Origin of the sequence: Xanthomonas sp. DAR 80977 (genome assembly GCF_041240605.1) — a bacterium.
Taxonomy (GTDB): domain Bacteria; phylum Pseudomonadota; class Gammaproteobacteria; order Xanthomonadales; family Xanthomonadaceae; genus Xanthomonas_A; species Xanthomonas_A bundabergensis.
The window spans coordinates 2,191,971-2,205,001 of sequence record NZ_CP162487.1 but is presented as its reverse complement, the minus strand read 5'-3'; the positions used below and the strand labels follow the sequence as shown (position 1 = coordinate 2,205,001).

Below are 13,031 nucleotides of genomic sequence, written 5' to 3'. Positions count from 1 at the left end.
GCACCGTCTGTCGGCGGGTCGCGGCCGGCCGCCGGCACGTCCTAGCCGAGGCGCCGGCCGTTGCGCAGGCACACGCCGAAGAACACCAGCAGGTCCCAGCTGTAGCGCTTGAGCAGGCGCCGCGGTTCGCGCAGCAGGCGGTACATCCATTCCATGTGCAGGCGGCGCACCCAGCCCGGCGCACGCTGCGCATTGCCGGACAGGAAATCCAGCAGCGCGCCGACCCCGAACAGCAGGGGCGCGCGCAGCTGCGCGGCATGGTCGAGGATCCAGGTTTCCTGCAGCGGATTGCCGAACGCCACTAGCACCACGTCGGCGCCGCTGGCGTTGATGCGCTCGGTCAGCGCCGCGCCGGCGGCGGCGAACTCGGCATAGCCGTCGCAGGTGCCGACCACGGTCTGGCCCAGGCTCTGCCGCAGCGTCTGCGCGGCGGCCTGGGCCACGCCCGGACGCCCACCGAGCAGGAAGAAGCGCAGCGGCCGCCGGCTGTGCCGGCACAGGTACGGGATCAGGTCGGTGCCGTTGAGGTTGCCGGCGAAGCGGCGGCGGTGCACCAGCAACGCGCCCAGGTCCATGCCGATGCCGTCGTTTACGATGCGCACGCCCGGCGCCTGCAGGCGCTCGCGCAACGCCTGGCACTGCACCACGAAGTTGGTGTTGGCGAAGAACACCTGGCGCTGCTCGCCCCGCGCCTGCGCCTGGAACAGCGCATGCGCGAACGCCGCTTCGGTGGTGCGCAGGATCCGATAGCCGCCCAGCGCCATCGCCTCCTGGGGTTCGGCGCGCGGGTCACCAGAGGTCATGGGGGAAACTGTCCAACAGACCGCGCTGCACCGCGTTCAGATCGAATGGGGCGTTGCCGCCCAGGGCCAGGCACTCCTCCACGCTGTGGCCGGCGTGCCACTGCATGCGTCCGGTGCCGTGGTAGTAGTCGTCGTACTTGAACGGGTCCTCGCCGTTGCCCCAGTCCAGGTACACCGACGGCACCCCGTAGGCTTCGGCCAGGATCAGGCCGTGCAGGGAACTGGACACCACCAGTTCCGCGCCCAGCAATTGCCGCACGAATCCGGCCGGCTGCCGGTTCGGCAGCACCAGCTGGTCCTTGTAGCCGGCGTATTTGTCCGACGGCTCGTTGAAGTGCGGCACGATCAGGAACGGCTGCCGCGTGGCCGGCGGCGCCAGCGCCTCGCGCGGGAAGAACAGCGGCATCAGCAGTCCCGGGTCGCCGTAGATTTCCGGCACCTGCAGCCCGCGTTCGCGCAGGAACGCGCGGGTCTTGGGACCGCGCACGGCGCGCACGTCGAGCGTGCGGAAGGTATGCCGGTCGGCCGGGATCTTGCCGTTGATGCCGCTGCCCCACACCGTGTCGCCGTCGCTGGCGAAATGCAGCACCGAGCCGATCGCGATCAGGCGCTTGCGCTTGTCGCGCTTGTCCAGCAGGGTGCGGTCGCGCTGCGCCAGCACGTTGGACACGATGATCTTGGACAGGTGATCGCCGACGTTGATCTCGCCGTTCTTCGGCTTCCACCAGAACAGCGCGCGGCGTTCTTCGTAATCGATCCATTTTTGCAGTGCGGACAATGCAAAACCCTCCTTTTGGTGCGCGCTTGGCGCTCGATGGCGATGCGCCTGTGTCAGGCGGCGTCGCCGGCGAAGAGCCGCGTCTCCGGATAGGCCGACGGATCCAGGACGCGGTCGGTGGTCTCCGACCAGCTCAGGCATTGGCGGTGGCGCACGTGCGGCGCCTGCAGCGCCTTTTCGATCGCCGCCACGATCGAGGCCTCGTCGCCCGGGGTATAGCCGAAGCGCGACTGATAGCTGCCGACCACCGCGTTCGGGCACACCGCCGGCAGGCCGAAGAAATCGTATTGCAGCAGCTTCATCGAGCTGTCGGCCAGATACACCGGCACCTGTTCGGAGGCATACGGGGCGATGCCGAAGCGCGCGTGCTTGATGTAGCCGATGGTCTCGGCATGCTTCATCTCCCCGTACACCACGACGTTGTCGCCGTAGCCCGGCGCGCGGCCCATGCCCGAGCCGATGACGTGGAAGGTGACCTGCGGGAAGGCGCGGCTGGCGGCGACGAAAAATTCGGGATCGAACAGCATCGAGCCGACCGCCACCGCATGGATGCCCTCCCCGTACGGCGAAGGATCGCCGAGCGTGTCCAGGTTGTGGTCCACGCCATGGCCGACGTGGAACACGTTGTGGCGGCTGGAAATCTCCTCGGCCATCGCCGGCGACACCAGCGCGATCACGTCCAGGCTCGGCGCCACGCGCTCGAACTCGCGTTCGATGAAATCGGCGACGTTGATCGTGCTCAGGCCGTCGGAGGCGCGGTAGACCTTGCGCGCGGTCGGGTTGATCCGCGCCGCCAGCTCGATGAAGGCCACCGCGATGCCGCTTTCGAACACGATCACGTCCGCTTCCTGCATCCAGCGCAGCAGCGTGGCCGGCGGCTTGGCCGCGTACAGCTTGAACATCAGGTCTTCCAGCGGCCGCAGCCAGCGCCGCCGGGTGTTGAACGGATGCAGCGGCGCGCGCCACAGGTAGCAGTCCACGCCGTTGTGGGTGACCACGGTATTGGCGGTGGCGTCCAGCGGCAGCCGCAGGTCGCCCTTCATCCGCGACAGCAGGCTGTAGCGCAGCGAGAAGAAGCGTGTGGTGCCGCGCTTGGCCAGCTCGTCGGCGATGAAGTGGATGTTGGCGCGGCGCGGCGTGCGGTAGTCGTGCGCCGACAGCACCAGGTAGCACGGCGGGCGGCCGGCAATGGCCGCGGCCGGTGCCGCGGCGAGCGTCGCCGATGCGGAAGAATCGCTCATGCCATCGCTCCTTTGCGGTAAGGGTGTTCGGGAAAGATCGCCTGCTCGCGGGTCATCGCTTGGCCCTGGCATCGCGCAGCAGCGTGCGCATGTTGAGGATCGCCATCACGTCGCGGCGGAACGCCGGCCACAGCGCGAACACCAGCACGCAGCCCAGCGCCATGGCCACGGCGCCCACCGCCAGCTGCTGCCACAGCGAACCGCCGCCCCACTGCTGCGCGGCGAAGTACGCCGCCACGCCGGCCGCGCCGTAGCCGAGGATCGCGCGCAGGCCGTTGTTGAACAACTCCATGGCCGGCACCTGCGGCGCCACCTTGGCGATCCAGATCACCGACAGCGGCCACATCACCAGCAGGCCGAGCGTATAGCCGACGGTCACGCCCATCACGCCCCACACCGAGCCGGCGAAGATGCAGGCGATCAGCATCACCCGCCCGACCACCGAGTACACCAGCTGCTGGCGCATCAGGCCGTGCGCCAGGAACACCCAGTAGGTGGCGTAGGACGCGGTCTGGAAGATGCCGCCGAGGGTCAGCACCTGGAACAGCGGCACCGCCGGGCGCCATTGTTCGCCGAGCACCAGCACGATCAGCGGCAGCGCCAGCGCGCAGGCGAAGGAGAACAGCGCCACGATCAGGTGCACCATCACCGTCTGCCCGCGCAGCAGGAAGCTGCCGAAGCGCGGCGGGTCGTCCTGCAGCTGCGACAGCACCGGCAGCGCCACCGAGGTGGCCGGGGCATTGATCTGGTTCAGCGGCATCATCAGCAGCTGGAATGCGCGGTTGTACAGGCCCAGCGCCTCGGCGCCGATGCGGTGGCCGATGATCACCTGGCCGACGTTGCGGCTGGCGTAGCCGAGCAGCTGCGCGGCCATCAGGTTCCAGCCGAAGCTCAGGAACGCGCGCATCGGCGCGTCGCGGCGGTAGCCGCGCGGCAGCCAGCGCGCGCAGGCACCGGCGATCGCCAGGTTGACCAGCGCCTGCACCACCTGTTGCCAGACCAGCGCCCAGTAGCCGTAACCGGCCAGGGCCACGCCGACGCCGGCGACCAGGCCCAGTACCTGCGCGCCGACATCGCTCAGCGACACCTGGCCGAAGCGCAGCCCGCGGCTGAGATGCGCGCGGTACTGGGTGGTCATGCCGTTGAGCAGGAAGGTCACCGCCAGCGCCTGCGAAATGCCCAGCAGCGCCGGCTCGCGATAGAAGTGCGCGATCCACGACGAAAACAGGAACACCACGACCGCCAGCACCAGGCCGATGCCGCTGTTGATCCAGAACAGGTTGTCGCGCTGCTCGCGGCTGACGTGCTTGGCCTGGATCGCGGCCGAGGACAGGCCGAAGTCGCGCAGGATCTCGGCCATGCCGACGATCGCGGTGACCATCGCCATCAGGCCGTAGTCGTAGGGCGTCAGCAGGCGCGCCAGCAGCACGATGCCGCCGAACTGCACCACCATCTTGGCCAGCTGCCCGGCCATGGTCACCGCCGCGCCGCCGGCCGCGCGCGCGCCCAGGCTGCGCTCCGGCGGCGCCGCCGGACGTGGCGATTCGGCCGCGCTCATGCCTGCGCCTCGCTGCGCACGCCGCGCGCATCCAGATAGCTGCGGTAATGCTGCACGCCGATCGCGCTCCAGTCGCGCCGCGACAGGTCCGGCATCGCGTCGGCGGGCAGGCGCTGCGCCTGCGCCAGGGCGTCCGCCAGCTGCGCCGCATCCAGCTCGCCCTGGTACAGCAGCACCCACTGCGGACCGACTTCCTCGGCGATCGCCGCATTGGACGCGCTCCACGGCGCCAGCACCGGCCGCGCCAGCGACAGGGCCAGCAGCAGCGTGCCGGAGTTGTGCATCTGCCGGTATGGCAGCACAACCAGCTCGGCCTCGCCGACCTCGCGCGCCAGCACCTCGTCTTCCACGTACTGCAGGCGCGCGCTGATCCGCGGATCGGCGGCGCAGGCCTGCTCGACCACGGCGCGGATCTGCGCATTGACCGGATTGCCGGCGATGCGCAGGCTCACTGCCGGGTCGGGCAAGGCCTGCAGCGTCGCGACCAGGGTCTCCACGCCCTTGTACGGGCGCAGCAGGCCGAAATGCAGCAGGCGTCCCGGCACCCGCGACGGTTGCGGCATCGCCGCGTACCAGTCGCGGTAGTGGCCGTGCAGGATGGTGTCGGTGGCCGGCGCGCGCTCGGGGGTGGTGGCGTTGATGCGGATCCAGCGCGCGGTCAGGCGGTCGGTCCAGCGCAGCAGCAGGCGCTCGCGCCAGCCCTTGTCCTCGTGCGGGGCCACGTTGTGCAGCGTGCGCACCAGCGGCACGCCGCTCAGCTTCAGCCGCAGCAGCAGCAGCGCCATGCACGCCTGCTTGGCCAGCGTGCCCAGGCCGGTGCGGTGCCGCATCATGTATTCCGGCCAGTGCACGTGCAGCACGTCGTAGCGCGACAGCAGCGCCGCGCGCATCGAGAAGAAGCGCAATTGCACCTGCTGCGGCAATGCCGCATACAGCTGGGTCAGGTACGGATTGGTGGTCGCGGTCGGCCGTTCGGTCGACAGCAGCACGGTGATCGGCGGGCCGGGCACGCGCTCATCGCCGCTGCAACGCGGTTCGCCGCTCATCGCGCGTCCTCCGCGGTGCCCAGTGCGGCGCGGTATTCGTCCAGATAGGCGCCGACCACATGCTCCCAGTCGTAGCGCTGCGCATAGGCCATCGCCGCCTGCCGTTGCGCGGCGAACGACGCATCGGTGGCCGCCGCGTAGGCCTGCACCGCGTCGGCGGCGCGCTGCGGATCGGCCGCCTCCACCAGCACCCCTTGCGCCGATTCGCGCACCAGCCGCGCGAACGGCGGAATATCGCTCAGCACCGGCAGCAGGCCGGCGCTCATCGCCTCGACCGCGGCCAAGCCGAAGCCCTCGTGCCGCGACAGGCACACGAAGTACTGCGCGCTGCCGAGCAGCTGCGCCAATTCCTCCTGCGACGGCGCCACGTGCAGCTGCACGCGCTCCTGCAGGCCGCGTTCGGCGATCGCCTGCAGCAGGTCGGCCTGGCTGAAGTCGTATTCGCGCCCGGCCACGATCAGCCGCCATGCCGGATCCTGCGTAGCCAGCGCGCGCAGCAGGTCCAGCGTCTCCAGCAGGCCCTTGTTGACCGACCAGCGCCCGAAATAGATCAGCGTGCGCCCCGGCGTCGCGCTGCCCTGCCCGGCGAACTTGCCCACGTCCACGCCGTTCTCGATCACCCGCAGCCGCTGCGGCGCGACCACCGCGGAGAACACCTCGCCATCGTTCTCGCTGGTCGCCACGACCCGCGCATAGGCCCAGGCCGAGGCCCGGGTCAGCGTCTTGAACCACAGCATCTTCAGCCGCGACGCGTAGGTGGTGTGGAAGAAACCGCCATGGGTGGAGACGATCATCGGCGTGCCATGCACTGCGCGGGTCAAGGCCAGGAAGTCGTAGAAGAAATCGATGCCGTGCACGTGCACCAGATCGGCGCCGCGCAGCGCGGCCAGCACCTTCGGCGCCAGCGGATAGCGCGAGGAACCGCGGAACGGCACGCGCACGATCGGCACGCCCTGGTAGGTATCGCGCTGCGCGAGCCGCTCCTGCGGCCGGGTGAAGACCCGGTCCAGGGTCACCACCTCGACCTGGTCGCGACCCTGCTGCAGATGCCGCCGCGCGATGTTCAGCACGACCTCCTCCATCCCGCCCACCGACGGATGGAACTGGCGCACCACATGCACCACCTTCATTGCGCGCTCCCGCGGGACCACATGCAGCATTGCGATCGCGCCATCAGCTCGCCTCCTGTCTTGCCGGCTCGCGCCGCAACCCGATCATCCACGGCGCCACGCGCACGATCACCGCACGCATCGGCACGCTGGCGAGGACCGCGAACACGCTCACCGACACCGCCCAGGCCGGCCCCCAGGCATCGCCGCGGACCAGGCCGGTGCGGCTGGCCACGCCGGCCATGACCGAGAACAGCAGCGTATGCGTGCACAGGATCAGCAAGGTGTTGCGTCCGATCCACTGCACCCATGCCCACTCCTGCACCAGCCGCGCCGCGCACAGCGCCATCGCGCTGCCGAGCAGGCTGGCGGCGAGGAAGCCGAGCGGCGAATGGCCGAACTTCATCATGTTCACATCCACGCGGCCGTTGTTCCAGGCGATCGCGAACCACGCCGCGCCGAGCAGCACCGCCGCCAGCGCATTGCCCGCGCGGCTGCCGGGAAGAACGGCGCTGCGCTTGGCCGCGGCCGCGCCGATCGCGAAGAAGCACAACGACACCGGTAGTACATCCAGCGCAAACGGAAGCCGGTAATCCTGGGTCGGGAACCAGATCGCCCAGGCCCAGGCCAGCAGCAGCGACAGCGCCGCCAGCAGCTCCAGCGACAGGCGCCGGCGCAGGTACAGATAGGTCAACGTGGTCACGAACAGCGCCGGCAGGAACCACAGCGCCGGCATCACGTAGAGCTTGGGTCCGATGCCGCTGACCAGGCCCAGCAGCGGCTCCCACCACGGCCGGTCGCCCCACAGCTGCGCCTTGGAACCGATGTTGCGGGTCAGCATCCAGTAGACGTACGCGACCACGAAGAACGCCAGGTACGGCAGCAGCAGGGTGCGCGCCAGCTTGGTCCAGGTCGCCACGCCCAGCGGCCGCTTGCCGAACGCCTCCCCGACCCAGCCGGACAACAGGAAGAACATCGGCACGTGGAAGCTGTAGGCGAGGATCACGTAGGCGTGCGGAATGCCCTTGGCATGGCCGAACACCACCAGCAGGATCGCCAGCGCCTTGGCCGCATCGATGCGCGCATCGCGCGTGCCGCGCACGCCGGTGCGCGCGGGCTGCTCGGCCAGCACCGTCTGCAGCGGCTGTGCGGGCGCGCTCATGTCGCCACCGCCGCACGCGGCGGCGTGTCGGTCGCCGGCGGCAACGCATCCGCCGCCGCGCGCCGCGGCACCATCTGCCACAGGCAACCGCAGACGAACCACCACAGCGCCGCGGTCTTGATCGAGAAATAGCCGTTGGAGACCAGCAGACTCAGCGCGAAGGCGAAGATCAGCAGGTTCTTGAACAGCTGGCCCTCGATCGTGCGCATCAGCATCGCGAACGAATAGGCGAGCAGGAACGCCAGCACCAGCACCACCGACTGCGAGGAGATGAAGTAGGCGATGCCGCTGTCGAAATACTTGTACGGCGTGTCGAAATCCAGGCCCAGCCACGCCTCGGCGGTCATGTTGCGGATCGAGTAGACGGTGAAGAACACCCGCCCCAGGGTGGTGTCCTCGTAGCTCTGGATGCCGGACGCCCACACCATCAGCCACGCGCCCAGCAACACGCCGAAGAAGATCAGGAAACCCAGGCGCTGGTCCATGCGCAGCAGCAGCGGCGTCAGCGCCACCATCATCACGCAGGTGCCGGCCGCCAGGCGCCCGTCCGAGGCCACGATCAGGAAGCCGATCATCGCCACCGATGCGGCGATGCCCACCGGCCGCATCCAGCGCCAGAAGGTCAGCAGGATCGCGGTGAAGAAGATGATGAAGTTGCCCATCGTCACCGGCTCGATGAACACCGAGGAGGCGCGCGGCAGGTTGGAGGACGGCAGGAAGTTGCGCGCGCCGGGCCGGGTCGCGCTGACGAACAGGTTGCTGTCCTGGTTCCAGAAACTGGAGGCGCTGGCGCCGCGCGCATTGACGAAGTAGCTCTTCGGGTTGACCACGTCGCCGTAGACCTTGGGCAGGGCCAGTTCGAACGCCGCCACCAGCGACACGATCAGCGCCATGCGCAGGAACAGCCTGGGCAGCGAGCCGGTATAGGCCGCGCCCAGCACCAGGAAGGCGAACGGGATCAGCGCATCGCGGAAGAACTTGGGATCGATCGACCAGACCAGGAACAGCCGCACCAGCATCAGCAGCGCCAGCAAGGCGATGCCGGTGAACACCATCGCCGTGCGCTTGCGGTCCAGCGACCACAAGCCGATCAGGAAACAGGCGCCGTAGATCGCCAGCTCCGCGACATAGGTCATCGCCGGGCTGACCCGGAACACCTTGGCGTTGACCACCGCGAGCACGAAGTTGTAGCCGATGGCGGCCAGCAGCACCAGCTCGATCAGCAGGTTGTGGCGCTGTTCGCGCAGCGTCATCGCCGGCGCGCTCGCCGGCGCGGTCAGCACGCGCCACCTCTGCCTGCAGTGCGGCACGCGCCCCGGCCGCCGCCGTCCCCGCTGCCGGCGGCGACGACGGGGCGGCGCCGGCAGTGGGGACGGTCGGCGCGATAACGGTACATCGGGCGCATCAGTAGGCGGTCTTCTGCCCGAGCACCTTCACTGCGGTGAGCACGATGATCCGCGTATCCAGCCACAGCGACCAACGCCGGATGTAGTCCAGGTCGTACTGGATGCGCTTCTTCATCGTCCGCAGCTCGGGCGTCTCGCCGCGGAACCCGTTGACCTGGGCCCAGCCGGTGATGCCCGGCTTGACGTAATGCCGCTGCATGTAGTGGTTGATCAGCTTTTCGTAGTGGGTGTTGTGCTGCGCCGCATGCGGACGCGGCCCCACCACCGACATGCTGCCGCCGAGCACGTTGAACAGCTGCGGCAGCTCGTCCAGGCTGCTGCGGCGCAGGAACGCGCCGAACGGGGTGACCCGGCTGTCGCCGCGCTTGGCCTGCACCACCACGTCGCTCGGCTCCTGCTGCACGCGCATCGAGCGGAACTTGTACATGTAGAACTCGCGCCCGCCCAGGCCGTGGCGGCGCTGGCGGAAGAACACCGGACCCGGCGAGCTCAGCTTCACGCCCACCGCGATCGCCAGCATCACCGGCCACAGCATCGCCAGCGCGGCCAACGCGACCACCTTGTCCTGCAGCGCCTTGGCCACCACGAAGTAGGTGTTGCGGTCCACCCCGCCCTGGCGCAGGTTGATCACCGGCACGTTGCCGATCTGGTCGCCGGACTGGTTGAGCATGCCGAAGTCGAACAGGTCCGGGATCAGCCTGACCTGGATCGGGTAGCGGTCCATCTGCTGCAGCAGCTGCTTGATGTGGTCGCGCTCGCCCAGCGGCAGCGAGATCCACACCTGTTCGACCTCGTTGTTGTTGAGGTAGTCGATCAGCGATTCCGGCGTGCCCGCCCCCAGGCACTGCAGCTTCTTCGGATGGTCGGCCACCGACAGGTCGTAGTCGCTGCTGAAATAGCCGACCAGCTGCATGCCCACCCACGGATTGCGGCTCAGGTAGTTGTGGATCTTGACCACCGGATGGCGCAGGCCGACCACCACCACGCGCTGCACGTCCACGCCTTCCGAGCGCAGGTGGTTGAGCACGCCGCGCACCATGGTGCGCGAGACCAGCAACGTGGCCAGGCTGGTGGCGAACCACAGGCCGATCCACAGCCGCGAGACCTGCTGTCCGAACTGGACCACGAAGGCATGCACCGCGAACAGCGCGAACACCCCGCCGCAGGCCAGGCTCAGCACCATCATCTCGCGCAGCAGGCCGCGCCCGCGCCAGCTGCGGTACAGCGGGAACAGCGCGAAGCAGATCACCGCGTACAGCAAGGTGGTCCCGATCGCGACCCGGTAGGGCGCTTCCGGCAGCCAGCTGGAGAACAGCAGGCGGTGGGTCACCAGCGCACCGGCGACGATGACCGTCAGATCCGAAACGCGTAGCAGGATGTCCGCAGCGGCTGCATATTTGGACAGCAGGCGGGGGGACGATGTCGTATAGGTGGCGCTACTCAGGTCTGCCAGAAGCATGGTCGGGATTCCTATCCAAACTCGGTCGGTGGCATGCGGGGGAACATGCGACGTATGCGAGCCTCGATCTCATCTGCCAGTGGACCGCTGCGGTGCCTTCCTCACCGACCCCAGGTCCACGGCAGCCCGTGTTATTTCAACAAAAGCGCGACTGCGTACAACCGGTCAGGAAAATAATGGAACACCTCTGTACTTAGCTGAACCACGTATCACCTCACTGAAGAATTTGCGTAGGAAACATGACGATGTGCCTGCGTCGTCGCAGCGGCCGCGATCGCGGTCACGGCGCATCGCAGCAAGGGTCGCGCCGCGCGCCTCATGCCGCGGCCGCCGCCTGCGCCTCGCGCAGGAAATAACGGATCAGGGCGATGGCGATCGCCGAGAACAGGCCGAACACGAACGCCAGCGCCAGGTTCAGCAAGGTCTTCGGCGAACTCGGCTTGCCCGGCACGTCGGCGCGGTCGACGATCGACACGTTGTTGGTGCCCACGTTGCCGGCCACGCCGATCTCCTTGTAGCGCTGCAGCAGCGCGTCGTAGAGCTGGCGGTTGGTGTCGGCTTCGCGCCGCAGCATGTTGTAGCGGATGCTGCGCGTCTGCAGATCCAGCTCGTCGTTCTTCAGGCTGGAGATGCGCTCGGACAGCAGCGTCTCCTGCTGCCGCGCCGCCTCGTAGTCGTTCTTCAGCGCGCTGCGGATGTTGGCGATCTCGTTGCCGATCTGGCGCTTGGTCTCGGCGATCTGGTTCTGCAGGCGCTGCATTTCCGGATAGCCGGGCTGGAAGGTGGCCAGCTTCTGCTGGTAGTCGGCCATCAGCTTGGCCTGCTCGGCGCGCAGGCTCTGGATCAGCGGGCTGGCGATCACCTGCGGCAGGCCCATGCCGTCGCCGATCCCGGCCTGGCGCCAGGCCGACTCGGCCTTGATCCGCGCATCCTGCGCGGCGGCCAGACGCACGTTCAACTCGCTCATGTTCTGCGTCGGCAGCGACGGCTTGTCCTCGCCCAGCGACACGATCTGCTCCTTGCTGGAGTAGTCGACCGCGTTCTTCTCCGACTCCTCCACCTTGTCGCGCAGCTGCTCCAGCCGCTCGGACAGGTACTTGGCGGCGAACGAGGACGCCTGCAGGCGCCGCTCCTGGGTCGAGGCGATGAACATCTTGGCGTAGGTGTTGGCCACGCGCGTGGCCAGCACCCGGTCGGGCGAATCGAAGTTGATCCGCACCAGCCGCGAGTCGCGCACCGGCTCGATCGTCAGCGCGTCCAGCACCGGGCCGACCAGCGCGTTCTCGGCCGCGGTGGCGCGCGCCTCGGGCGACGGCGCCGGGCCATCGCCATTGCCCTGCAACTTCTCCAGCGCCTCGTCGACCAGCGGCTTGAACGCCGGGTCCTGGGTCAGGCGCGCCTCGCGGATCACCGCCCGCGCCAGCGAGCGGCTGCCGAGCAGTTCGTACTGGGTCTGGTAGAAGTCGCGATCCTGCGGCGATTCCACCGGCATCAGGTTCGCCACGTTGGTGACGTTCAAGGACTCGCGCTCGATCTGCAGCACGCTGGTGGCGCGGTACTTGGGCGTCATCAATAACGTTACCAGCAGCGCCAGCAACACGACCGCCGCGGTGATCCCGACGATCAGCCAGCGCTGCCGGTACAGGGCGTTCCAGTAATCCAGCAAGCTGATGTCGGCCGGGCTCAGCGGCGCCGAGGAGGTGCGGGTGTGCATGCTCGAGGTGCTCATCGGTATGCCCGCCAGACCATGACGAACGGGGTCAGCTGCACCACGGTGCGCAGCAGCACGAGCGCATCGGAGCGGTACACCACCACGATGTCGCCGCCGTAGATTTCAGGATCCGGCGAGGCGCCCTTCTGGATATCGCGCAGATCGAAACGGGCCAGCATCTTCTGCCCGCCGACGTTGCGGAACACCACCACGTTGCCGCGGCTGGCCACGTCGCTGACGCCCTTGCCCAGCGCCAGCGCCTGCTGCAGGGTCAGTGCCGGCCCGGCGATCGGGTAGATGCCCGGCTCGCCCACCGCCCCGGTCACGGTGACCCGGTTGCCGGTGAACTCGTCGACCAGCACCGACACCTGCGGGTTCTGCAGGTAGCCGTTGCGGTAGCGCTGGGTGATGTCCTTCTGCAAGGCGTTGACGCTGAGTCCGGCGGCCTTGATGTCGCCGACCAGCGGCAGCGAGATGCGGCCCTCGTTGTCGACCCGCACCTGGCGCTCCAGATCGTCCACCTGGAACACCTTGACCGTCAGCAGATCGCCGGGGCCGAGCAGGTACTCCGGCTGTCCCATGGAACCGGCCAGCGGATCGCCTGGCGGCAATTCCGTCGGCAACTTCGGTCCGGTACTGCAGGCGGACAGGAAGACCAGACAAGAAAGGGCCAAGCACAATGCCCAGTTGAACGTACCGGAGAGTTTACCCATGCGCGATGCAGACGCCCTCTGTCGAGTGGTTTTAGGAACGCCGCA

General features: G+C 68.4%; 11 protein-coding genes. All 11 read right to left on the bottom strand.

Translation table 11 applies throughout. The annotated features are described in order from the left end of the window. Window positions 1–41: 41 nt before the first annotated feature. The 11 genes from AB3X10_RS09360 to AB3X10_RS09310 all read right to left on the bottom strand — a co-directional run bounded on the left by AB3X10_RS09360 (window position 42) and on the right by AB3X10_RS09310 (window position 12,986). On the bottom strand, window positions 42–803 hold the full coding sequence (locus tag AB3X10_RS09360; RefSeq protein WP_369980980.1) for a WecB/TagA/CpsF family glycosyltransferase: 762 nt from the start codon (window positions 801–803) through the stop codon (window positions 42–44). Beyond that, window positions 790–1,581: a polysaccharide pyruvyl transferase family protein gene (locus AB3X10_RS09355; protein ID WP_369980978.1), complete on the bottom strand. Its 792-nt coding sequence runs from the start codon at window positions 1,579–1,581 to the stop codon at window positions 790–792. Before AB3X10_RS09355 ends, AB3X10_RS09360 begins: the two co-directional genes overlap by 14 nt. 53 nt (window positions 1,582–1,634) lie before the next feature. Then, complete coding sequence (locus AB3X10_RS09350) at window positions 1,635–2,822, bottom strand: glycosyltransferase family 1 protein (protein ID WP_369980976.1); 1,188 nt, start codon at window positions 2,820–2,822, stop codon at window positions 1,635–1,637. A gap of 52 nt (window positions 2,823–2,874) precedes the next feature. Continuing rightward, on the bottom strand, window positions 2,875–4,380 hold the full coding sequence (locus tag AB3X10_RS09345) for a lipopolysaccharide biosynthesis protein (RefSeq protein ID WP_369980974.1): 1,506 nt from the start codon (window positions 4,378–4,380) through the stop codon (window positions 2,875–2,877). Continuing rightward, entirely contained in the window at window positions 4,377–5,426 is a 1,050-nt protein-coding gene (locus tag AB3X10_RS09340; RefSeq protein ID WP_369980972.1) for a glycosyltransferase, read from the bottom strand. The genes AB3X10_RS09345 and AB3X10_RS09340 overlap by 4 nt, the downstream gene beginning before the upstream one ends. Then, the gene (locus AB3X10_RS09335; protein ID WP_369980970.1) at window positions 5,423–6,556 is read right to left on the bottom strand and encodes a glycosyltransferase family 4 protein; all 1,134 of its coding nucleotides are present in this window, start codon (window positions 6,554–6,556) and stop codon (window positions 5,423–5,425) included. The genes AB3X10_RS09340 and AB3X10_RS09335 overlap by 4 nt, the downstream gene beginning before the upstream one ends. A 43-nt stretch (window positions 6,557–6,599) precedes the next feature. After that, on the bottom strand, window positions 6,600–7,697 hold the full coding sequence (locus tag AB3X10_RS09330; RefSeq protein WP_369980968.1) for an acyltransferase family protein: 1,098 nt from the start codon (window positions 7,695–7,697) through the stop codon (window positions 6,600–6,602). Continuing rightward, complete coding sequence (locus tag AB3X10_RS09325) at window positions 7,694–8,950, bottom strand: polysaccharide biosynthesis protein GumE (protein ID WP_369981749.1); 1,257 nt, start codon at window positions 8,948–8,950, stop codon at window positions 7,694–7,696. Before AB3X10_RS09325 ends, AB3X10_RS09330 begins: the two co-directional genes overlap by 4 nt. A gap of 151 nt (window positions 8,951–9,101) precedes the next feature. Continuing rightward, window positions 9,102–10,562, bottom strand: a complete 1,461-nt coding sequence (locus AB3X10_RS09320; RefSeq protein WP_369980966.1) for an undecaprenyl-phosphate glucose phosphotransferase — start codon at window positions 10,560–10,562, stop codon at window positions 9,102–9,104. 316 nt (window positions 10,563–10,878) lie between these two features. Continuing rightward, the gene (locus AB3X10_RS09315) at window positions 10,879–12,306 is read right to left on the bottom strand and encodes a GumC family protein (protein ID WP_369981747.1); all 1,428 of its coding nucleotides are present in this window, start codon (window positions 12,304–12,306) and stop codon (window positions 10,879–10,881) included. Beyond that, the gene (locus AB3X10_RS09310; RefSeq protein WP_145705921.1) at window positions 12,288–12,986 is read right to left on the bottom strand and encodes a polysaccharide biosynthesis/export family protein; all 699 of its coding nucleotides are present in this window, start codon (window positions 12,984–12,986) and stop codon (window positions 12,288–12,290) included. The genes AB3X10_RS09315 and AB3X10_RS09310 overlap by 19 nt, the downstream gene beginning before the upstream one ends. Between the last annotated feature and the right edge of the window lie 45 nt (window positions 12,987–13,031).